The sequence below is a fragment of the Pseudomonas sp. GW822-FHT04C11 genome, from assembly GCF_058800905.1.
In genome coordinates this window covers 161,984-183,000 of the sequence record NZ_JBXAMS010000004.1, presented here as the reverse complement: position 1 = coordinate 183,000, position 21,017 = coordinate 161,984, and the positions used below count along the sequence as shown (strand labels likewise).

Below are 21,017 nucleotides of genomic sequence, written 5' to 3'. Positions count from 1 at the left end.
TCTATTTGCCCGGTCGAGGTACCTCCTTGGAGGAATAGGCCAGGCCGCGATTGCGGTTCAGGCTTGGCCAAACCCTCATCTACGGGAAGGCTTGGATATGGCCCATCTGGCGCAACGCACGTTTGAACCCCTGAACATTGCCGTGTTGACCATCAGCGATACGCGCACCTTCGAGACCGACACCTCGGGACAGACCCTGACTGATTTGCTGCAAACGGCCGGGCATGTGCTGGTCGATCGTGATCTGGTCAAGGATGATATTTATCAGATCCGCGCAAAGGTATCCCTCTGGATCGCCGACCCCAAGGTGCAGGTTGTACTGATGACCGGCGGCACCGGCTTCACCGCTCGCGACAATACGCCGCAAGCCGTCTTGCCCTTGCTGGACAAACATGTGGAAGGCTTTGGCGAACTGTTTCGTCAGGTCTCCCTGGCGGAAATCGGCATGTCCAGTTTGCAGTCACGGGCATTGGCCGGGATGAGCAACGGTGTGCTGGTGTGTTGCGTTCCGGGTTCGCCGGGGGCCTGCCGAACAGCCTGGAACATGATCCTGTTGGAACAACTGGACAGTCGTACCGGCCCGTGCAACTTCGCCCCGCATTTGAAGCCGCAAACGCAGCGGGTCATCGAAGCCTGCGAGACACGCTCATGACCGGTCGGGTGTGCGATCTCGGCAACCTGATACCCGTCGACGAGGCCATCGATCGTCTGTTGGATCAGGCACCGCCACCACCCCAGGCGCAAATGATCGGTCTGGATCAAGCCTTGGGGCGAGTTCTGGCAGCCGACCTTCACTCCCTGGTGAACCTGCCGGCCTGGGACAACAGTGCCATGGACGGTTATGCCCTCAGGGCGGCCGACCTGCCATCGGAAGGTGGTTATCTGCCGATTGGCGGGCGAATTGCGGCGGGGGATCAGGCCTGCTTGCCCTTGATCGCACAGCAGGCGGTGCAGATCTTTACCGGTGCGCCATTGCCTGCGGGGGCCGATACGGTGGTGCCACAGGAGCGCTGCCGTATCGAGGGCGAGCGTGTCTGGTTCCCGCCCGTGATTGCGGGGGATCACGTGCGTAAGAAAGGCGAAGAGGTTCGTCGAGGCGATCTGTTACTCAAGGCCGGCAAGCGCCTGCGCGCACAAGAACTGGGGTTGCTGGCCGGCGCAGGCATAGCGCGGGTCGAGGTCTATCGACCGTTGCAGGTGTGCTTGCTCAGCAGCGGAAATGAACTGCGTGAGCCAGGCGATGCATTGGTGCGGGGGCAGATTTACAACAGCAATCGCTATTGCCTGGCTGCGCTGTTGCGCGGTTGGGGCGTTGAGGTACACGACTATGGCGTCATGGCCGATGAGTTGGCGGCCAGTCGGCATGCCTTGAGCCTGGCTTCTTCGGAATGCGACATGTTGCTGAGTTCCGGCGGCGTGTCGGTAGGCGAGGAGGACCACCTCAAACAGGCAATCGAGGAACTGGGCAGCGTGGATTTCTGGCGGTTGGCCATTCAGCCGGGTAAACCACTGGCTTATGGCGAAGTCGCCGGCAAACCCTGGATCGGCATGCCGGGCAATCCTTCGGCGGCGCTGATTACCGCGTTGGTGGTGGTGCGTCCGTTCCTGCTCAGGGCCCAGGGCGTGACTGACGTGCTGCCGGTGCCATTAGCCGTCCCGGCCGGATTCGACTGGTTGCAACGCAACAAGCGCCGGCAGTACCTGCGGGCAAGGCTGACGCCTGGTGCTGACGGCCAGTTGAGCGTGGAGCTGCACCCTCAGCAAAGCTCGGCGATGTTGACTGCTGCCTGCTGGGCCGACGGGCTGGCGGTGATCGAGTGCGAGCAGCAAGTACTCAAGCACGACAACGTGATGTTCCTGTCCTTCGCCGACCTGATGCATTGATGGCAATTGATTGCCGTCAAGGCCGTGCCTGCCGGTCTGGCTAGACTGTGTGGCGAGGGAGCTTGCTCCCGCTGGGTCGCGAAGCGGCCCTGTTATTCAGGCCTGCTGTGCAGTCCAGCGTCGGAACGCCGCCCGGAACAAGCTCGCTCGCCACAAGCGCACTCCAACCATGACTGATCAGGCCCCGGACTGCGTTTTTTCATGAGGATTACCCATGCAACTGGTCTGCCCGGCAGGGAACCTGCCTGCGCTAAAAGCGGCGGTGCGCCAAGGCGCCGATGCCGTCTATGTCGGCTTTCGCGATGACACCAACGCCCGGCATTTCGCGGGCCTCAACATGGACGACAAGCAGTTCGACGCTGCAGTCGCCCACATCCGTCAGCATCAACGCAAACTCTACGTCGCGGTCAACACTTACCCGCAACCCAAGGGCTGGGAGCGCTGGCAGCGGGCAGTCGATCGTGCTGCCGATTTCGGCGTGGATGCGCTGATCGCCGCTGACCCGGGGGTGCTCGACTATGCCAGCCAGCGACATCCGCAACTGGCGTTGCACCTGTCGGTCCAAGGCTCGGCAACCCATGCCGCAGCGCTGGAGTTTTATGCCCAGCGCTACGGCATTCGACGCGCGGTGTTGCCGCGGGTGTTGTCGTTGGCGCAAGTACGCCAGGTTGCCGCCAGCAGCCCGGTACCCATCGAGGTGTTTGGCTTCGGCAGCTTGTGCATCATGGCCGAAGGGCGTTGCCACCTGTCCTCCTACATTACCGGCGAGTCGCCGAACCTGTGCGGTGTCTGTTCGCCGGCCAAGGCGGTGCGCTGGAGCGAGGACGCTCAAGGCTTGAGCGCACGACTCAGCGAAGTGCTGATTGACCGCTATACCCCTGACGAACCGGCCGGTTACCCGACCTTGTGCAAGGGTCGCTTCCTGGTCGACGGCAAACGCTTTCATGCGCTGGAGGAACCCACCAGCCTCGACACCCTCGACTTGCTCCCGGAGCTGACGGCCATCGGTGTCGAAGCGGTAAAAATCGAGGGCCGACAACGCAGTCCGGCCTATGTCGAACAAGTCACTCGCGTCTGGCGGGCGGCACTGGATGCCCATCGTGGTTCACCGGGCAGTTTTCGGGTCAAGGAGGAATGGCGTCAGGTACTGGCCGGCTTGTCGGAAGGCAGCCAGACCACCCTGGGTGCTTATCATCGATCATGGCAATGAGGGACGGAACATGAAGCTCAGTCTTGGGCCAGTCCTGTTCTATTGGGACAAAGCGCAACTCAGCAACTTTTACGCCGAGATGTCGGCCTTGCCTCTGGATGTGATTTACCTGGGGGAAACCGTGTGTTCGAAACGTCGGGCTTTTTCACTGGATCAATGGCTGGGGTTGGGGCGCGAGTTACAGGCCTGCAGCCAGGCGCAATTGGTGATCTCCAGCCTGACACTGATCGAAGCCGCGTCCGAACTCTCCAGCCTGCGCCGACTCTGCGACAACGGCCAATTGCTGGTGGAGGCCAACGACATGGGCGCGGTGCAGTTCCTGGCCGAGCGCAAATTGCCGTTCGTGGGCGGTCCGGCGCTCAATTTGTACAACGGGCACGCGCTGACGCAATTGCTGGACTGCGGAATGACCCGTTGGGTGCCGCCAGTAGAATGTTCGGCAGCGTTGATTGGCGATGTGATCGAGCAGGTCCGCGGACTTGGCCGCACAGTACCGGAAGTGGAAATCTTCGCCTATGGGCATTTGCCGTTGGCCTATTCCGCACGGTGTTTTACGGCCCGTGCGGAAAATCGGCCCAAGGACGACTGCCAGTTTTGCTGTATCAACTACCCCGATGGTCTCGCGCTGACCAGCCAGGAAGGGCAGCCGTTGTTCACCCTCAATGGCATTCAAACGATGTCGGCGCAGGTGACCAATCTACTGGCCGATTATTCCGGGCTGGTGGCCTGCGGCGCCGATCTGCTGCGTCTGAGCCCGCGTGCTCAGGGCATGGCCGAGGTGATCGGCGCCTATCAACGGGTTCGTCTGGGCGAGACACCGCCGCTGTTCGTCGAAGGCTGCAATGGTTACTGGCATGGCCAGGCCGGCATGTTGCGCGTCGAGGAGGTTGGCCTGTGTTGAACCGAAAAAAGTGGCTGTTGAAAGGCGCCGACCGCTTATTGCCGCTGGTGCGTCGGGTGCCTTTTGCCGTGCAGCGCCTGGCGTTGCAACAGGCACTGAATCGCTGCCTCGCCGAGCCATTGCGCGAGGGTGAGTTCGACGTGCTGCGTGGGCGTTGGCTGTGCCTGCGGATTCCGGATCTGGGCTTGTCCTGGTATCTGACGCTGGGCCGCGAGGGCTTGCAAATTGCCAGGCAGGCCACGGCTCACGTGACCATCAGCGGCAATTGGCGAGAGTTTCTGCTCCTGGCCAGTCGCCAGGAAGATCCGGACACGCTGTTTTTTCGCAGGCGTTTGGTGATTGAAGGGGATACGGAGTTGGGGCTGGCGTTGAAGAATCTGATCGACAGTCTTGATCCCGATGTTTTGCCTGTTTGGTTGTGGCGCAATCTGGAGCGGGCGGGGAAGGGGTTGGCGGCCTGATAGCCGACCTGTATTTTTGGTCGGAGTACATATCCATTTCTGCGGTAACGGCGGCTTAGGGTTCCGCCCTTACGGCGGGTTACTTTGAAAAGCGCAAAGTAACCAAACGCTTTCGCCCCTGACGTGCGGCCCTTCGCCTAGGCTCAGGGTACCCTTGCTCCGGTCCTGCTCCGTGGGCCCGCCGCCATCGGCCATCCATGGCCGGGGGCGGCTACCGCGGCATCCTTGCCGCGGTGCCCACTGCGCAGAACCTCCACTCGGCCTTCCGACGGGGCAGATCAAGATCAAGATCAAGATCAAAAGCCAAAGCCAAAGCCAAAGCCAAAGCCAAAGCAAGATCAACAGCTAGAGCCAAAGTGGCATTGAATCTGTGGGAGCGAGCTTGCTCCCACAGGGAAATGAGTACGTTTGAAGAGACAGGCCGGCCGGTAGGCCGCCTCGCCTTTGCGGTGCACGCCCCCTCGAGAGGCCGAGTGGAGGTTCTGCGCAGTGGGCAACCCGGCATGGATGCCGGGTTAGCCGCCCCCGGCCATGGATGGCCGATGGCGGCGGGCCCACGGAGCAGGACCGGAGCGAGGGCATGCCGAGCCTGGGCGAGGCACCGAACGAAAGGGGCAAGAGCGCTTTGGTTACTTTCGCGCTTTTCGAAAGTGACCCGCCGTAAGGGCGGAACCCTAAGCCGCCGTAACGGCAGAAATGGATATGTACTCAATCAACAAACCACAGACCGCCTTCGCGAGCAGACTCATTCCCACATTAGATTTTCGTCAGCCCTCAAGCCATCGTTTGCTGTCGGTTTCATGCTGGCGAGTATCACTGGCAATCAACTGCCTGATCCCCTCAAACAACTCATCACTCTGCGCCTGCGTGCAGTCTTCGCCATGGCGTTTGCGCAGCCCATAGTGGCTCAGGATCAGGTGCACATCAGCATGCAGGCCATGTTGCTTGAGGCAGTTTTCGACGCATTGCAGCGGGCAGCCGTCCAGCGCGAAAATCCGGCGCCCCGAGCGCGCCTTGTTGAGCAACGCTGGCACATGCCCTCCGATACCGACGATGCAGGACATTTCAGCCAAGCCGCTGCGATCCAGCCGCACGGCCAGGGTGTTGGCCAGTTGGGCGACGTTGGAGCAGCCTGAGCAGGAGTAAACCAGAGGCAAAGTTGAGGGGGGCATTGACACTCTCCATTGATGGGCTCTTCCAGTGTGCAAGGCGCATGACGTTACTCAATTGATTGCGGTCAATTCTGCCTACTGGAACGCCGCCAGTGCCTCTTCTTTGGCGAGGATGCGGATATTGCGTCGTTCCATCGCAATCAGGCCGCACTCGACCAACCGATGCAAAATCCGCGAAAAGGTTTCCGGCTGAATCCCCAGTTTCGATGCCACCAGGCGTTTGGATACTTGCAAGACGATCTGGCCAGTGACGGGATGGCGTTCCTGGAGCAGGAAATTGATGACCCGACGGCTCGCGCTCGCCAGCGTCAACGTGTCTATGTCCCGCAGACGCAGGTGCAAGTGAACGCTCATGCTGGCCAGAATCGCCAGGCAAACCTTCGGCTGGTCCTCCAGGGCGTTGCGGTAATGGTTGCCCTCGATACTGACCAGCACACTGTCTTTCAGCGCGGTGGCGCTCACTGGATAGAGTCGGGCCTGGCTGAACAGCAAGGCTTCGGCAAAAGTCTGACCTGGCTGGATGATCTCCACGAGGTTTTCCTGACCTTCGCCGGTGAGCCGGTACAACTTGATCTGACCGCTGACCAGCAGGAAAAAACGCTTGGCCGGATCCCCCTGGTGCATGAGTGTGCAGTGACAACTCAGGCGCTTGAGCATGGCCTGGCTGCAGACTTCCTCGAAGACTTTCTCCGGCAATTGGCTGAACAGGTGATGACGGCGCAACGTTAAAACGATAGAAGGGTGGGTCAGCATGGCGTACCTCCGCTGACGGTCATAGTAGAGGGCGCGGCCCGGATGACCTATGCCTCTGCAGGCCTACCTCCAAAGAGGAATACCCGTCAGCCGGCGTTGCGCAGATGCTCCATGGCCCACACCGCCGCCTCGACCCGTGAACGCAAGCCGAGTTTATGCAGCAGGTTCTTGACGTGAACCTTGACCGTTCCTTCGGTGATGCCGAGCTTGTGCCCGATGACTTTGTTGCTGAAGCCGCTGGCGATGATTTTCAGCACCTGCCGCTCACGTTCGGTCAGTTCTACCACCGCCTGACGCGCAGGAGCACGCAGCGCCTGGGCCATGACTTGGGTCAGCCCCGGGCTGACCACCAACGCGCCGTTCAGCGCATCACGGATGTACTGAATCAACAGTTCGGGCTCCATGTCCTTGAGCAGATAGCCGTCGGCATCCAGGCGCAGTGCATCGCGAATATCGTCTTCAGCATCCGAGACAGTGAACAGCAGCACCTTGCCGGTGTAATGCATCGCCCGTAATCGGCGCAGGGTTTGAATGCCATTCATCTGCGGCATGTTGTTATCGAGCAAAACCAGATCCGGCTGCAGCGGCTCAATGAGGCTAAGTGCTTCTTCGCCGTTGCCGGCTTCGCCGACGATCTTGAAATCATCTTCGAGTTCGAGCATCTGGCGGATGCCGTGACGCATCATCGGATGGTCGTCTACCAGCAGGATGGTGTGTTGTTGGGACGGGTTCATGTGACGCTACCTTCTGTTTGCTGCCCGAGAAACTCCGGCTGGAATTCCAGTTGGACACGGGTGCCTTGCGGCTCCCTGGAAAATATCTGCAATTGGCCGTGCAAGCTGCGAGCTCGTTCGTCCATGATGTTCAGGCCGTGGTGTTCGCGCTGGTCGACGTTGCCGCTGAAGCCGCGCCCGTCGTCTTCGACGATGAGCCTGACGGTTTCGCCGTCCTGGCGCAGTTGTAGCCAGGCGTTTTGTGCGTGGGCGTGGCGCAGGCAGTTGGAGAGTGCCTCGCGGGTGATCTGCAGAATGTGGATTTGCTCGCTGGCGGAGAGCGGAAAGGCCAGCGCATCGACGTGCAGGTGCACCTGAAATTCTCCGCGACGGGAGAACTCCTCGGCGGTGTCCTTGAGCTCTTGCACCAGTCCCGCATCGTGAATCTGCAAGCGAAAGGTGGTCAGCAGTTCGCGTAACTGGCGGTAGGCATTGTTCAGCCCCTCGCGCAATTCGGCGGTGACGGTTTCCAGGGTTTCGACTGGTTCGCCACGGCGCATCAGGGTCTGCATGCGGCTGACTTGCAGTTTCATGTAGGACAGGGCCTGGGCCAGTGAATCGTGCAGTTCGCGGGCGATGATCGTGCGCTCTTCGAGCAACAGCAGGCGATGATCCTGTTCCCGTTGGCGTTTGAGCGAAAGCGAGGTGCCAATCAGGTTGGCCAGGGCCTGGATCAACTGGGTTTCCCAGGCCTGCGCCGGATGCCCGTCGACAAAATGCGCCTTGAGCTCCCCCAGTTCGCTGCCCTGGTTGCTGATGCTGAAAGTCTGCGGGTTGGTTTTTTGGTGCTTCAGGCACGTGGCGCAATCGCTGCTGGCGCAAACATCCCGACTGTTTGCCCCATGCAGGGCGAGTAATTGCTGGGCGGGTGCCTGCAAGTGTCCTTGTAGACACAGCGACAGACGCAAGCCGGGCAGGCGTTGCTGGAAGCGCCGGATCAACTCGTCCAGGCCTTCGGCGTTGGCCAGGCGTGTGGCCAGGTTTCGACTGCTTTGGTACAGCAGCTCCAGGGCTGCATTGGCTTGTTGCAAGTTCAGGGTTTTTTGCTGGACCTGGCTCTCCAGGGTGCGATGCGATTCTTCGATCGTTTCCGCCATGGCATTGAAACTCATGGCCAACTGGCCCAGTTCGTCCTGGGACTGATGGTTGACCCGCACCTTGAAATCGCCACGACGAAAGCGCTGGGTGGCGTCCACCAATTCTTTCAAGGGCGTGACAACGCCGTACTGCAGTTCATATAGCCCAACCAGCAGGACGATCATGGTGGTGAACAAGGCCAGGCCCTGGATCGCCTGTTGCCAGCCTTGCTTTTGTTCGCTTTCGCGCTGCAACAGGCTGACAAACTGGTTCAGTTGTTCAACGAAAGGCTGGGTCATCGCCTGAAAAGAGGCCGCATCGCCACGTTCGAGTGCCGGGCGTAAATCCTCGTTCCAGCGTTGCTGGATTTGCCCATAGCTGATTTGCAGAGCGGTGGGCGGGCCATCTTCCAGTACCGCTTTGAGTGACTGGCTGTTGAGGCGAGTTTGCAGGCTGTCGGTGATGCTGGCGACTTCTTCGCCAGGTGCGCCAGCGGCCAGTTTCCAGCTCAGGTGGTACGTCTCCATGCGCACCGAGCCTGCGGTGTTGATCGCTGCGGCATCGCCCTGACTGAACCAGGCGATCAATCCGGCGCTCAATGAACTGGCAAGGGCGAGTATGGCGATAAGGATCACTGCCAACCCGGCGCGAGCGGGCAGGGAGCTGCGCAACCAGCGCATCATCGGTACTGATCCTGGGGAAAGACACGGAAACTGAGCATACGGCGTCCCGGAGTGCGGTTTTGCAGCCAGTCCCGGGTGCGCTACCTCTAAAGAGTTGCCGACGTCTCCCTGTCGGCAATGGCGTTACTGGAAAACCTTAAGAAGCTGATAAATAAAGGGTTTCAAGGTTTTCTCGAACTACCTCCTTGGAGGTAGGCCGGGCAAGGATAGCCCCTTGCCCTCATGGGCTTCGTTGACGTGGATCAAGTTTTTGCGGGGTTCGCCTCTCTAGTCTGCCGCCATGGCTAACTGACTGGAGAGCATTGTGATCCAACCGCGTGTACGACAAGGCTTGGTGCTGGGCATGAGTACGTTGGCCTTCACCGTCTGTTTCATGGTCTGGATGATGTTTGCTGTGCTCGGGGTACCGATCAAGGAACTGCTCCAGCTCAACGAAACCCAGTTCGGCCTCTTGGCCGCAACCCCGGTGCTGACCGGCTCGCTGGTGCGTTTACCGCTGGGCCTGCTGACTGACCGCTTTGGTGGTCGCAGCGTGTTCTTCTTGCTGATGCTGTCCTGCGTCGCACCGCTGTACCTGATCAGTCACGCCACCGCCTACTGGCAATTCCTGGTACTGGGCTTGTTCGTCGGTCTGGCCGGTGGCTCGTTTTCAGTGGGCATTGCCTACGTCGCCAAATGGTTCGACAAGGAGAACCAGGGCTTCGCCATGGGCATCTTTGGTGCCGGCAATGCGGGAGCCGCAGTGACCAAGTTTCTCGCTCCGGCACTGATCGCTGCCGGCAGTTGGCAACTGGTGCCAAAGGTCTTCAGCGCGATCCTGTTCATTACCGCGCTGTTGTTCTGGTTCGTCAGCGCCGAAAACAAGAACCACCGTAGTGCCGCCGGCGCCAGCTTGCGTGAACAGTTGCGTTCGCTGAAAGATCCGGCGGTGTGGCGCTACTGCCAGTACTACTCGATCGTCTTCGGCGGCTACGTCGCCCTGGCCTTGTGGATGACCAAGTACTACGTGCAGGAATACGGTTTCAGCCTGCAAAGCGCAGCGCTGCTGGCGGCCTGTTTTTCCCTGCCCGGCGGGGTCCTGCGTGCCGTCGGCGGCTGGATGTCGGATCGCTGGGGCGCGCAAAGCGTGACCTGGTGGGTGTTGTGGGTCAGCTGGATCTGCCTGTTCCTGCTCTCCTACCCACAGACCCAACTGCAAGTGCAGACCCTCAATGGTCCGATGGATTTTCACATCGGCCTGAATCCCGCGCTGTTTACCGTGCTGCTATTCGTCATGGGCATCGCCTTCGCGTTCGGCAAAGCCTCGGTTTTCAAATACATCGCCAATGACTACCCGAAAAACATGGGGGCCGTGTCCGGCATCGTTGGCCTGGCGGGCGGCCTGGGCGGTTTCGTGTTGCCGATTCTGTTCGGCGCCCTGGTGGACCTCACCGGGGTGCGCTCTTCCTGCTTCATGTTGATGTACGGCGTGGTCTGGGTCTCCCTCACCTGGATGTACTTCAGCGAAATACGCAAGACCCCGGTGTTCGGTAAAGAGCTGCCGGTGACCACTTCCCCGTTTTCCAGCATTGCCCAAGGAGAAGAACATGTCCGTTCTGCAAAAGCCTGACAAAGGCCCGGTCATACATGACTGGCGCCCCGAGGACCCCGCATTCTGGGGGCGTAGCGGCAAACAGACTGCCACCCGCAACCTGTGGATTTCCATTCCTGCACTGCTGCTGGCCTTTGCGGTGTGGATGGTCTGGAGCACGGTAATTGTGCGTTTGAATGCCATCGGCTTCAGCTTCACCACCGACCAGTTGTTTTGGCTGGCGGCGTTGCCGGGTTTGTCTGGTGCGACCTTGCGCGTCTTCTACTCATTCATGGTGCCGATTTTCGGTGGCCGGCGCTGGACCGCCCTGAGTACCGCATCGCTGTTGCTGCCCTCGATCTGGATGGGTTTCGCCGTGCAGAACCCAAGCACCTCTTACAGCGTGTTCGTATTGATCGCCTTGCTCTGCGGTTTTGGTGGCGGCAACTTTGCCTCAAGCATGTCCAACATCAGCTTCTTCTATCCCAAGTCTCAGCAGGGTACAGCCCTTGGCCTCAACGCCGGGTTGGGTAACCTGGGCGTTTCGGTGATGCAATTCTGTGTACCGCTGGTGATCACCTTCGGTGTGTTCGGCTTTATGGGCGGCAAACCGCAAGTCCTGGCCGACGGTGGTCAATTGTGGTTGCAGAATGCCGGGTTGATCTGGGTGCCGTTCATTGTGTTGGTGACGCTGCTGGCCTGGTTCGGCATGAATGATCTGTCCAGTGCCCGCGCTTCGTTCAGCGACCAGGCCGTTATCTTCAAACGCAAGCACAACTGGCTGATGTGCTGGTTGTACCTGGCGACTTTCGGTTCGTTTATCGGTTTTTCCGCAGCGTTTCCGCTGCTGATCAAGACCTCCTTTCCTGATGTCATCGCCTTGAAATTCGCCTTCCTCGGCCCATTGGTCGGCGCGCTGGTACGCCCATTGGGTGGCTGGCTGGCGGACAAGCTCGGTGGCGCGAAAGTGACCTTGTGGAACTTCATGCTGATGATCGTGATGGTCTTCGGCGTATTGCACTTCCTCCCCCAGAACGGTTCGGGCGGCAACTTCTACGGCTTCCTTGGCATGTTCATGCTGCTGTTCATCACCACCGGTGTCGGCAATGGCTCCACCTTCCGGATGATCCCGGTGATCTTTCGCACCCAGCATGAAAAAGCCTCTGCCGGAAAACCACCCGCCGTGCGCGAACAAGCGCTCAAGGATGCCGGCAAAGAGTCGGCCGCCGTCCTCGGTTTCAGTTCGGCCATTGGCGCCTTCGGTGCGTTCTTCATTCCCAAATCCTTCGGCACTTCGATGGCCCAGACCGGCGGCCCTGAGATGGCTTTCTACATGTTCGTCGGCTTTTACCTGAGCTGCATTGTGGTGACCTGGTGGTGGTACGCGCGCAAAGGCGCCGCAACCCCCTGCTAAGACGATCCGAATCCAACCTGCGTGGGCGGGGCACAGAACCCCGCAGCAAGCCTGAGAGGACACACCGTGAGTCATTTACTGGATCAACTGCGGTTTTTCAATCGCAAGCAAAACGAGTTTTCCGACGGTCACGGCGAGACCCGCAAAGAGTCTCGCGACTGGGAGAACGTCTACCGTTCGCGCTGGCAGTACGACAAGATCGTGCGTTCCACCCACGGGGTGAACTGCACCGGGTCTTGTTCGTGGAAAATCTACGTCAAGAACGGCTTGATCACTTGGGAAACCCAGCAGACCGACTACCCGCGTACCCGCAACGATCTGCCTAACCATGAACCCCGTGGTTGCCCGCGTGGCGCCAGTTACAGCTGGTACATCTACAGCGCCAACCGGCTCAAGTACCCGAAAATCCGCAAGCCGTTGCTCAAGCTCTGGCGTGATGCGCGGCAGACCCTGGCGCCAGTGGAAGCGTGGGCGAGCATCGTCGAGGACAAGGTCAAGGCCGACTCCTATAAAAGCAAGCGTGGCATGGGCGGCTTCATTCGTTCCAACTGGGAGGAAGTCAACGAGATCATTGCCGCGTCCAACGTCTACACCATCAAACAATATGGCCCCGACCGCATCGTCGGGTTCTCGCCGATCCCGGCCATGTCGATGGTCAGCTATGCGGCCGGTTCGCGTTACCTGTCGCTGATCGGCGGCGCTTGCCTGAGTTTCTACGACTGGTACTGCGACTTGCCACCGGCTTCGCCGATGGTCTGGGGCGAGCAGACCGACGTGCCGGAATCGGCCGACTGGTACAACTCCAACTACATCATCGCCTGGGGCTCCAACGTCCCGCAGACGCGCACCCCGGACGCGCACTTCTTCACCGAAGTCCGTTACAAGGGCACCAAGACTGTCGCCATCACCCCCGACTATTCGGAAGTGGCCAAGCTCACCGACCTGTGGCTGAACCCTAAACAAGGCACTGACGCAGCGCTGGCCCAGGCGTTCAACCATGTGATCTTCAAAGAGTTCCACCTGGACAAACCGAGCGCTTATTTCACTGACTACGCCAAGCGCTTCACCGATTTGCCGGTGCTGGTGCTGCTCAAGCAAATGCCCGACAAGGCACCGGGTGCCGGTTATCAGCCGGACCGTTTCTTGCGCGCCAGTGACCTGACCGACAACCTTGGTCAGGAAAACAATCCGCAATGGAAAACCATCGCCCTGGATGTCAACGGTGAACTGGTATCCCCTCAAGGTTCCATCGGCTATCGCTGGGGCGAGAAGGGCAAGTGGAACATCCTCCCTCGTGAAGGCGGCGAAGGCCGTGAGATCGATCTCAAGCTGAGCCTGATTGGCGATGACGTCGCCGAAGTGGCGTTCCCGTATTTTGCCGGCGAATCCCACGAGCACTTCCAGCACGTTGCTGGCGATGCCGTGCAGTACCGCCGTGTGCCAGTGCATAACGTGGTGCTGGCAGACGGTAGCATCGCTAAAGTTGCCACGGTGTTTGACCTGTCGGCAGCCAACCTGGCTATCGACCGCGGTCTCGGTGGCGCTAACGTCGCCAAGGATTACAACGACGCTTCGGTGCCGGGAACTCCAGCCTGGCAGGAGCAGATCACTGGCGTCAGCCGTGAGAAAGCGATCCAGATCGCCCGTGAGTTCGCCGACAACGCCGACAAGACCAAGGGCCGCTCGATGATCATCGTCGGCGCGGCAATGAACCACTGGTACCACATGGACATGAACTACCGCGGGCTGATCAACATGCTCATGCTCTGCGGGTGTGTCGGTCAGACCGGTGGCGGTTGGGCGCACTACGTCGGCCAGGAAAAGCTCCGTCCGCAATGCGGCTGGCTGCCCCTGGCGTTCGGCCTGGACTGGAATCGTCCACCCCGTCAAATGAACGGCACCAGCTTCTTCTACGCCCACAGTTCGCAATGGCGCCACGAGAAAATGAGCATGCACGACGTGCTCTCGCCGCTGGCCGATAAATCGCAATTTCCCGAGCATGCGCTGGACTACAACATCCGCGCCGAACGTGCCGGCTGGTTGCCCAGCGCACCGCAACTCAATACCAACCCGCTGCACATTTGCCGCGATGCCGCCGCAGCCGGCATGGACCCGAAAGACTACGTGGTCAAGTCGCTGCAGGATGGTTCGCTGCGGTTCTCCTGCGAGCAGCCGGACAGCCCGGTGAACTTCCCGCGCAACATGTTTATCTGGCGTTCGAACTTGCTGGGCTCCTCGGGCAAGGGCCACGAGTACATGCTCAAGTACCTGCTCGGCACCAAAAACGGAGTGATGAACGAAGACATCGGCCAGGTCGGCGATTGCAAACCCGAAGAAGCCGAATGGGTGGACGAGGGTGCCATCGGCAAGCTTGACCTGGTCACCACGCTGGACTTCCGCATGTCCTCGACTTGCGTCTACTCCGACATCGTCTTGCCGACCGCAACCTGGTACGAAAAAGACGACATGAACACCTCGGACATGCACCCGTTCATTCACCCGTTGTCGGCGGCTATCGATCCGGCCTGGGAATCGCGTTCCGACTGGGAGATCTACAAAGGCATCGCCAAGGCGTTTTCCAGCATGTCGGAAGGGCACCTGGGCGTTGAAAAAGACCTGGTGACCATCCCGCTGATGCACGACAGCGTCGGCGAACTGGCCCAGCCGTTTGGCGGCACCGACTGGAAAAGCGCCGGCGTGGCACCGATACCGGGCAAGAACGCGCCGAACCTGCATGTGGTCGAGCGTGACTACCCGAACATCTACAAACAGTTCTCCTCGCTGGGGCCATTGCTGGAAAAACATGGCAACGGCGGCAAGGGCATCAGCTGGAACACCGATGACGAAGTGAAGTTCCTCGGTGAACTCAATCACCACGAAGGGGCTGCCGGGATCAGCCATGGTCGGCCGAAAATCGACACGGCGATCGATGCCGCGGAAGTGATTCTGTCTCTGGCACCGGAAACCAACGGCCATGTCGCCGTCAAGGCCTGGGCCGCGTTGTCGGAATTCACCGGCATCGATCACAGTCACCTGGCGTTGTCCAAGGCCCACGAGGCGATTCGTTTCCGCGATATTCAGGCACAGCCGCGCAAGATCATTTCCAGCCCGACCTGGTCGGGTCTCGAAGACGATCACGTCAGCTACAACGCCGGCTACACCAATGTTCACGAGGCGATCCCATGGCGCACCATCACCGGCCGTCAGCAGTTCTATCAGGATCACCCGTGGATGCAGGCATTCGGCGAGCAACTGATGAGTTATCGGCCGCCGGTCAACACCCGGACCATCGAAGGGGTGAAAGGCAAGCGCAGTAACGGCGAGACCGAAATCGTCCTGAACTGGATCACTCCGCACCAGAAATGGGGCATTCACAGTACCTACAGCGACAATCTGCTGATGCTGACCCTCAGCCGTGGCGGGCCGATTGTCTGGCTCTCGGAGGTCGACGCGAAACGCGCCGGCATCGAGGACAACGACTGGATCGAGTGCTTCAACGCCAACGGCGCACTGACCGCCCGGGCGGTGGTCAGCCAGCGGGTCAAGGAAGGCATGGTGATGATGTACCACGCCCAGGAACGGATCGTGAACGTGCCAGGTTCAGAAACCACCAAGACCCGTGGCGGCCACCACAATTCAGTCACCCGGGTGGTGCTCAAGCCGACCCACATGATCGGCGGCTATGCCCAGCAGGCCTACGGTTTCAACTATTACGGCACGGTCGGCTGCAACCGCGATGAATTCGTCGTGGTGCGCAAGATGGCCAAAGTCGACTGGCTCGATGGTTCAAGTGGCGATGACCTGCCACGTCCCCTGCCGACCGATATCGAGGAGAACTGAGATGAAGATTCGCTCACAAATCGGCATGGTTCTGAACCTGGACAAATGCATCGGTTGCCACACCTGTTCGATCACCTGCAAAAACGTCTGGACCAGCCGCGAAGGCATGGAATACGCCTGGTTCAACAACGTCGAATCGAAACCGGGGATTGGCTATCCGAAAGAATGGGAAAACCAGGACAAGTGGAAGGGCGGCTGGATTCGCAACGCCAACGGCACGATCAACCCGCGCATTGGCGGGAAATTCCGGGTGTTGGCGAACATTTTCGCCAACCCTGACCTGCCGAGCCTCGACGACTATTACGAACCGTTTGACTTCGATTACCAGCACCTGCACACCGCGCCGCTGGGCGAGCACCAGCCAACAGCGCGCCCGCGTTCGCTGATCTCCGGCAAGCGCATGGAGAAAATCGAGTGGGGCCCGAACTGGGAGGAGATTCTCGGTACCGAGTTCGCCAAGCGCCGCAAGGACAAGAACTTCGACAAGATTCAGGCGGACATTTACGGCGAATACGAAAACACCTTCATGATGTATCTGCCGCGCCTGTGCGAGCACTGCCTCAACCCGACCTGCGCGGCCTCGTGCCCGAGCGGGGCGATCTACAAGCGCGAAGAGGATGGCATCGTCCTGATCGACCAGGAAAAATGCCGTGGCTGGCGGATGTGCATCAGCGGTTGTCCGTACAAGAAGATCTATTTCAACTGGAAAAGCGGCAAGTCCGAGAAATGCATCTTCTGCTACCCGCGTATCGAAGCCGGGATGCCGACCGTTTGCGCTGAAACCTGTGTCGGCCGTATCCGCTACCTCGGCGTGCTGCTGTATGACGCTGATCGCATTAGCGAAGTGGCGAGCACCGCCAATGAGCAGGATCTGTACGAGAAACAACTGGAGATCTTCCTCGACCCGAATGACCCGGCGGTGATCCGTCAGGCCTTGGCCGATGGTGTGCCGCAGTCAGTGATCGACTCTGCGCAACGTTCGCCGGTCTACAAAATGGCCGTGGACTGGAAGTTGGCGCTGCCGCTGCACCCGGAATACCGCACCTTGCCGATGGTCTGGTACGTACCGCCGCTGTCGCCGATCCAGAATGCGGCGACCGCCGGCACCGTGGGCATGAACGGGGTGATCCCGGATGTCGACAGCCTGCGTATTCCACTGAAGTACCTGGCGAACCTGCTGACAGCGGGCGATGAAAAACCGGTCAAGCGTGCGCTTAAACGCTTGCTGGCGATGCGCGCCTACAAACGATCCGAGCAAGTCGATGGCGTCCAGGACCTGCAAGTGCTGAAGGATGTCGGCTTGAGCGTGGTCCAGGTCGAAGAGATGTATCGCTACCTGGCGATTGCCAACTACGAAGACCGCTTTGTGGTGCCCAGCGCCCACCGTGAAGACGCGATGAGCGATGCCTTCGCCGAGCGCTCCGGTTGCGGTTTCAGTTTCGGCAGCGGCTGTAGCGGCAGCTCCGACACCAACATGTTCGGCGCCAAGAAAGCCAACCGCCGCGACATCCTCAAAACCGTTCAGTTGTGGGAGGAATGAGCATGCAAATTCTCAAAGTGATTTCGCTGCTGCTCGACTACCCGACCGAGGCATTGATTGGCGGTCGCGACGAACTGGAGCAGGCGATCATCGAGTCCCGGGAAATCAGCCCCAAGCAGCGCGGTGCGTTATTCGAGTTGCTGGAGCTGATCTGCACCAATGACCTGATGGACGGACAGGAGCACTACGGTGCGCTGTTCGGCCGGGGGCGTTCGCTGTCGCTGCTGCTGTTCGAGCATGTGCACGGTGAGTCCCGTGACCGAGGTCAGGCGATGGTCGACATGATGGCGCAATACGAAGCCGCCGGGTTTGCCATCGGCGTCAAAGAACTTCCGGACTATATCCCGCTGTATCTGGAGTTCCTTTCTACTCGCGAAGACATCGAGGCCCGCGAGGGCCTGGCAGATGTGTCGCACCTGTTGGCCTTGCTCGCGGCGCGTCTGGATGAGCGTGAAAGTGCGTACGCCAGTTGCTTCCGCGCGCTGCTGCAAATTGCCGGGGCCGAGCCGCATCAGGCGGTGGCCGACCTGCGGGCGCAGGTGGCTGCCGAGCCGCGTGACGACTCCCTTGAAGCCCTCGACAAGATCTGGGAAGAGGAGGCCGTGGACTTTCTCCAGGCCGAACAGCAGGACCGTTGCAGTTCGCTGCCAAGCGCACCGGGCAAGGTCCGGGAAGAAAGCGCAGTGCCGTTGCACTGGGTGGATTTTCAGCATGAAGGGCTGGCCGCCGTGCCGGCCAAGGAGGTAGGCAATGTCTAAATGGAACCTGTTGTTGTTCGGGATCTATCCCTATATCGCCCTGGCTATTTGCCTGATTGGCAGTTGGGCCCGCTTCGATCTGTCGCAGTACACCTGGAAGGCAGGCTCCAGTCAGATGCTCAACCAGCGCGGCATGCGCGTGGCGAGCAATTTTTTCCACATCGGGGTGTTGTTCATACTGGCCGGGCACTTCGTCGGCCTGCTGACCCCGGCGTCGGTTTATCACCATGTGATCAGCACTGAGAACAAGCAGCTGCTGGCAATGGTCTCCGGCGGGCTTTTCGGTCTGTTGTGCCTGGTTGGCCTACTGATGCTGGTCAATCGGCGGCTGAGCGATCCACGGGTACGCGCCACTTCCAGCACTTCGGACATTCTGGTGTTGCTGGTGCTGCTGGCGCAGTTGCTGCTCGGTCTGCTGACGATTGTGGCGTCCACCGAACACATGGACGGCTCGGTGATGGTGATGCTCGCCGATTGGGCGCAGAACACCGTGCTGTTGCGGCCGATGGAAGCGGCGGCGTCCATCGCGCCGGTCGGCTTGATCTACAAGCTGCATGTGTTTCTCGGTTTGACCCTGTTCGTGCTGTTCCCCTTCACCCGTCTCGTACACATGATCAGTGCACCGGTCTGGTACTTGGGGCGTCGTTATCAAATCGTTCGTCAGAAGTTCTGAGGAGACAATCATGTCAGGTGGATGTGGATGTGGTGGCGGTAACGGGGGCAGCGGTGGCTGCGGTTCTTCCAAACAAGCGCAACCCGATGTTGTGGATATCGCGCCGACCGGGGCGGTGCAGTTTGACGCACTCCCGGTTGCGCCGGCGGCCCACGACGCCCCGGCGCAGTTGATCGCCAGCAGTGAGCAGGAGTGGCCGATCATCAGCGTCAACGCGGTGTCGATCACCCCGGAGGCGATGGCTCAGGAACTGCAATATCACCCGGCGGAAAGCCGCGAGGAGGCGGTCTACCTGGCCGCCAGGGCGCTGGTGATCCGCGAGTTGTTGCAGCAACGCATTGCCGAACTCGGCGTGTCGCTGGAAGTCGGCTCCGGTGAGAACGAAGAAGAAGCGGCCACGCGCTTGTTGCTTGAGCGTGAGGTGCAGGTGCCTCAGTGCGATGAGGAAACCAGCCTTCGTTACTACGAAAACAATCGCGGGCGCTTTCACAGCGCGCCGTTGCTGGCGGTGCGGCACATCCTGCTCGAATGTGCGCCGGACGATGCCGAGGCCCGCGCGCTTGCGCATGTTCAAGCTGAAATTCTGTTGCAGCGGCTGGAGGATTTTCCCGGCAGCTTCGCCGAGATGGCCGTGAAATATTCGGCCTGCCCGTCGAAAGCTCAAGGCGGTTCTTTGGGACAGATCAGCAAGGGTCAGACCGTACCTGAACTGGAACGTCAGCTGTTCACCCTGGCGCCGGGGCTGGCGAGTAAACCGCTGGAAAGCCGTTACGGTTGGCATGTGGTCAGTGTCGATCAGCGGGTCGAAGGCATGCCGTTGCCCTATGAAGTGGTGTCGACGGCGATCCGCACGCAGTTGCAGCAAGGCGTCTGGCAAAAAGCCCTGGTGCAATACCTGCAAACCCTGATCGGTGCGGCGGATATTCGCGGCATCCACTTGCAGGGCGCCGACTCACCGCTAGTGCAGTGAGCCTTGGGGTAAACGGGGAGATGTGATGAACGCTGTCATGCAGGATGGTTTTGGACGGCAGATCGACTATCTGCGGATGTCGGTGACGGACCGTTGTGATTTTCGCTGTGTGTATTGCATGGCGAAAAACATGACGTTTCTGCCGCGTCAGCAGGTCCTGACGCTGGAAGAACTGCAGCGTCTGGCGGCGCTGTTCGTCGGCCAAGGTGTTCGCAAAATCCGCCTCACCGGCGGCGAACCGCTGATCCGTCCCGGTATTGTCGGGCTGTGCCGCAACATCGCCGCCTTACCCGGTTTGCGCGAACTGGTGATGACCAGCAACGGCTCGCAACTGGGCCGTTTGGCCCGGCCGTTGGCGGAGGCAGGGGTCAAGCGGATGAACATCAGTCTCGATAGCCTGGACGGGCAGAAGTTTCGCGCGATCACCCGCAACGGCGATCTCGATCAGGTGCTGGGCGGCATTGAAGCCGCGCGGGGCGCGGGGTTTGAGCGGATCAAGCTGAACTGTGTGGTGATGAAGGGGCGCAACTTCGATGAAGTCCCGGCGTTGGTGCAATACGCCATCGATCAACACATCGATATCAGTTTTATCGAAGAAATGCCCTTGGGTGATGTTGGCCGCGCGCGTGGCGAGTCGTTTTGTTCCAGCGACGAAGTGCGGGCGTTGATCGCCAGTCGTCATCGATTGCTCGACAGCGCCGAAAACAGTGGCGGGCCGGCACGCTACGTTCGCCTGGAAGACCATTCCGATACCCGGATCGGTTTCATTTCACCCAACAGCCACAACTTCTGTGGCAGCTGCAACCGGGTGCGGATGACCGTTGAGGGGAAGCTGTTGCTCTGTCTGGGGCAGGACGATGCCCTGGATTTACGCGGATTACTGCGGCGTTACCCGCTGGATGACCAACCCCTGGTCAACGCGGTGCAGAAGGCCTTGCGCGGCAAGCCGCTACGCCACGACTTCGGCCCCGAAGGGGAGGTGCAGATTGTGCGGTTCATGAACATGAGCGGCGGGTGAACTGATCTGTTAAGGAAAGAGTTTGCTAAACACAATCCTTGTGGCGAGGGAGCTTGCTCCCGCTCGGCCGCGAATCGGTCGTAATCCTGCTAGCTCGATCTGTCTGAATAGTCTTATTGCCTCATTTAGGGTTGCTTCGCAACCCAGCGGGAGCAAGCTCCCTCGCCACAGTGTTCGCAGCGGATTCTCCCTTCACCGTCATCGAGTGTTTTTTCACCGGCAAATCTTGACGTTGGTCAATTGCAGAACAGCGCTTTGTCCGTAGTCTTAACTGCATGTTGTGTTTGTTTGTCTGCAAACATCTATATGTAGTATCTGGA

17 protein-coding genes are annotated in these 21,017 nt (G+C 59.9%); 13 read left to right on the top strand and 4 right to left on the bottom strand.

Annotation, left to right across the window (positions count from 1 at the left end; translation table 11 throughout):
- Positions 1-97: 97 nt before the first annotated feature.
- From moaB to ubiT, 5 genes are all read left to right on the top strand, one after another.
- Positions 98-652: a molybdenum cofactor biosynthesis protein B gene (gene moaB / locus AC1RJ3_RS08600; RefSeq protein ID WP_054596863.1), complete on the top strand. Its 555-nt coding sequence runs from the start codon at positions 98-100 to the stop codon at positions 650-652.
- Positions 649-1,884, top strand: a complete 1,236-nt coding sequence (locus AC1RJ3_RS08595; RefSeq protein WP_493078413.1) for a molybdopterin molybdotransferase MoeA — start codon at positions 649-651, stop codon at positions 1,882-1,884. The genes moaB and AC1RJ3_RS08595 overlap by 4 nt, the downstream gene beginning before the upstream one ends.
- A gap of 214 nt (positions 1,885-2,098) precedes the next feature.
- Positions 2,099-3,094 carry a ubiquinone anaerobic biosynthesis protein UbiU gene (gene ubiU, locus AC1RJ3_RS08590; RefSeq protein WP_054596865.1) on the top strand — a complete coding sequence of 332 codons (996 nt, stop codon included), beginning with the start codon at positions 2,099-2,101 and terminating at the stop codon, positions 3,092-3,094.
- A gap of 10 nt (positions 3,095-3,104) precedes the next feature.
- Complete coding sequence (locus AC1RJ3_RS08585) at positions 3,105-3,995, top strand: U32 family peptidase (protein ID WP_103315274.1); 891 nt, start codon at positions 3,105-3,107, stop codon at positions 3,993-3,995.
- Positions 3,989-4,456, top strand: coding sequence for a ubiquinone anaerobic biosynthesis accessory factor UbiT (ubiT, locus tag AC1RJ3_RS08580; RefSeq protein WP_054596867.1), 468 nt, complete (start codon positions 3,989-3,991; stop codon positions 4,454-4,456). Before AC1RJ3_RS08585 ends, ubiT begins: the two co-directional genes overlap by 7 nt.
- Positions 4,457-5,223: 767 nt before the next feature.
- Here the strand turns inward: ubiT and AC1RJ3_RS08575 are convergent.
- The 4 genes from AC1RJ3_RS08575 to AC1RJ3_RS08560 form a co-directional block, all read right to left on the bottom strand.
- Positions 5,224-5,628 carry a putative zinc-binding protein gene (locus tag AC1RJ3_RS08575; protein WP_347929706.1) on the bottom strand — a complete coding sequence of 135 codons (405 nt, stop codon included), beginning with the start codon at positions 5,626-5,628 and terminating at the stop codon, positions 5,224-5,226.
- A 75-nt stretch (positions 5,629-5,703) separates the two neighbouring features.
- Positions 5,704-6,381, bottom strand: a complete 678-nt coding sequence (locus AC1RJ3_RS08570; protein WP_054596869.1) for a Crp/Fnr family transcriptional regulator — start codon at positions 6,379-6,381, stop codon at positions 5,704-5,706.
- 86 nt (positions 6,382-6,467) lie between these two features.
- Positions 6,468-7,115, bottom strand: coding sequence for a two-component system response regulator NarL (gene narL / locus AC1RJ3_RS08565; RefSeq protein ID WP_103315278.1), 648 nt, complete (start codon positions 7,113-7,115; stop codon positions 6,468-6,470).
- Positions 7,112-8,914 carry a HAMP domain-containing protein gene (locus AC1RJ3_RS08560; RefSeq protein WP_493078409.1) on the bottom strand — a complete coding sequence of 601 codons (1,803 nt, stop codon included), beginning with the start codon at positions 8,912-8,914 and terminating at the stop codon, positions 7,112-7,114. Before AC1RJ3_RS08560 ends, narL begins: the two co-directional genes overlap by 4 nt.
- A gap of 304 nt (positions 8,915-9,218) precedes the next feature.
- Here AC1RJ3_RS08560 and AC1RJ3_RS08555 point away from each other — a divergent pair, with 304 nt between their 5' ends.
- From AC1RJ3_RS08555 to moaA, 8 genes are all read left to right on the top strand, one after another.
- Positions 9,219-10,523 carry an MFS transporter gene (locus AC1RJ3_RS08555; protein ID WP_054596872.1) on the top strand — a complete coding sequence of 435 codons (1,305 nt, stop codon included), beginning with the start codon at positions 9,219-9,221 and terminating at the stop codon, positions 10,521-10,523.
- On the top strand, positions 10,501-11,898 hold the full coding sequence (locus tag AC1RJ3_RS08550; RefSeq protein ID WP_054596873.1) for a NarK family nitrate/nitrite MFS transporter: 1,398 nt from the start codon (positions 10,501-10,503) through the stop codon (positions 11,896-11,898). The genes AC1RJ3_RS08555 and AC1RJ3_RS08550 overlap by 23 nt, the downstream gene beginning before the upstream one ends.
- Before the next feature lie 66 nt (positions 11,899-11,964).
- Positions 11,965-15,738, top strand: coding sequence for a nitrate reductase subunit alpha (locus AC1RJ3_RS08545; protein WP_103315282.1), 3,774 nt, complete (start codon positions 11,965-11,967; stop codon positions 15,736-15,738).
- Between the two features lies 1 nt (position 15,739).
- On the top strand, positions 15,740-17,278 hold the full coding sequence (narH, locus tag AC1RJ3_RS08540; protein ID WP_493078406.1) for a nitrate reductase subunit beta: 1,539 nt from the start codon (positions 15,740-15,742) through the stop codon (positions 17,276-17,278).
- Between the two features lie 2 nt (positions 17,279-17,280).
- Positions 17,281-18,036, top strand: coding sequence for a nitrate reductase molybdenum cofactor assembly chaperone (gene narJ / locus AC1RJ3_RS08535; protein ID WP_054596876.1), 756 nt, complete (start codon positions 17,281-17,283; stop codon positions 18,034-18,036).
- Positions 18,029-18,709, top strand: a complete 681-nt coding sequence (gene narI, locus AC1RJ3_RS08530; protein WP_103315284.1) for a respiratory nitrate reductase subunit gamma — start codon at positions 18,029-18,031, stop codon at positions 18,707-18,709. The genes narJ and narI overlap by 8 nt, the downstream gene beginning before the upstream one ends.
- A gap of 10 nt (positions 18,710-18,719) precedes the next feature.
- Positions 18,720-19,679 carry a peptidylprolyl isomerase gene (locus tag AC1RJ3_RS08525; RefSeq protein WP_347929709.1) on the top strand — a complete coding sequence of 320 codons (960 nt, stop codon included), beginning with the start codon at positions 18,720-18,722 and terminating at the stop codon, positions 19,677-19,679.
- A gap of 25 nt (positions 19,680-19,704) precedes the next feature.
- The gene (moaA, locus tag AC1RJ3_RS08520; RefSeq protein WP_054596879.1) at positions 19,705-20,697 is read left to right on the top strand and encodes a GTP 3',8-cyclase MoaA; all 993 of its coding nucleotides are present in this window, start codon (positions 19,705-19,707) and stop codon (positions 20,695-20,697) included.
- The last annotated feature ends 320 nt before the right edge of the window (positions 20,698-21,017 follow it).

Excerpts from the sequence above, each read along its gene's own strand:
- moaB (WP_054596863.1), top strand. The coding sequence starts at position 98 with ATGGCCCATCTGGCGCAACGCACGTTTGAACCCCTGAACATTGCCGTG.
- AC1RJ3_RS08595 (WP_493078413.1), top strand. The coding sequence starts at position 649 with ATGACCGGTCGGGTGTGCGATCTCGGCAACCTGATACCCGTCGACGAG.
- ubiU (WP_054596865.1), top strand. The coding sequence starts at position 2,099 with ATGCAACTGGTCTGCCCGGCAGGGAACCTGCCTGCGCTAAAAGCGGCG.
- AC1RJ3_RS08585 (WP_103315274.1), top strand. The coding sequence starts at position 3,105 with ATGAAGCTCAGTCTTGGGCCAGTCCTGTTCTATTGGGACAAAGCGCAA.
- AC1RJ3_RS08575 (WP_347929706.1), bottom strand. The coding sequence starts at position 5,628 with ATGCCCCCCTCAACTTTGCCTCTGGTTTACTCCTGCTCAGGCTGCTCC.
- AC1RJ3_RS08570 (WP_054596869.1), bottom strand. The coding sequence starts at position 6,381 with ATGCTGACCCACCCTTCTATCGTTTTAACGTTGCGCCGTCATCACCTG.
- narL (WP_103315278.1), bottom strand. The coding sequence starts at position 7,115 with ATGAACCCGTCCCAACAACACACCATCCTGCTGGTAGACGACCATCCG.
- AC1RJ3_RS08560 (WP_493078409.1), bottom strand. The coding sequence starts at position 8,914 with ATGATGCGCTGGTTGCGCAGCTCCCTGCCCGCTCGCGCCGGGTTGGCA.
- AC1RJ3_RS08550 (WP_054596873.1), top strand. The coding sequence starts at position 10,501 with ATGTCCGTTCTGCAAAAGCCTGACAAAGGCCCGGTCATACATGACTGG.
- narH (WP_493078406.1), top strand. The coding sequence starts at position 15,740 with ATGAAGATTCGCTCACAAATCGGCATGGTTCTGAACCTGGACAAATGC.
- narJ (WP_054596876.1), top strand. The coding sequence starts at position 17,281 with ATGCAAATTCTCAAAGTGATTTCGCTGCTGCTCGACTACCCGACCGAG.
- narI (WP_103315284.1), top strand. The coding sequence starts at position 18,029 with ATGTCTAAATGGAACCTGTTGTTGTTCGGGATCTATCCCTATATCGCC.
- AC1RJ3_RS08525 (WP_347929709.1), top strand. The coding sequence starts at position 18,720 with ATGTCAGGTGGATGTGGATGTGGTGGCGGTAACGGGGGCAGCGGTGGC.
- moaA (WP_054596879.1), top strand. The coding sequence starts at position 19,705 with ATGAACGCTGTCATGCAGGATGGTTTTGGACGGCAGATCGACTATCTG.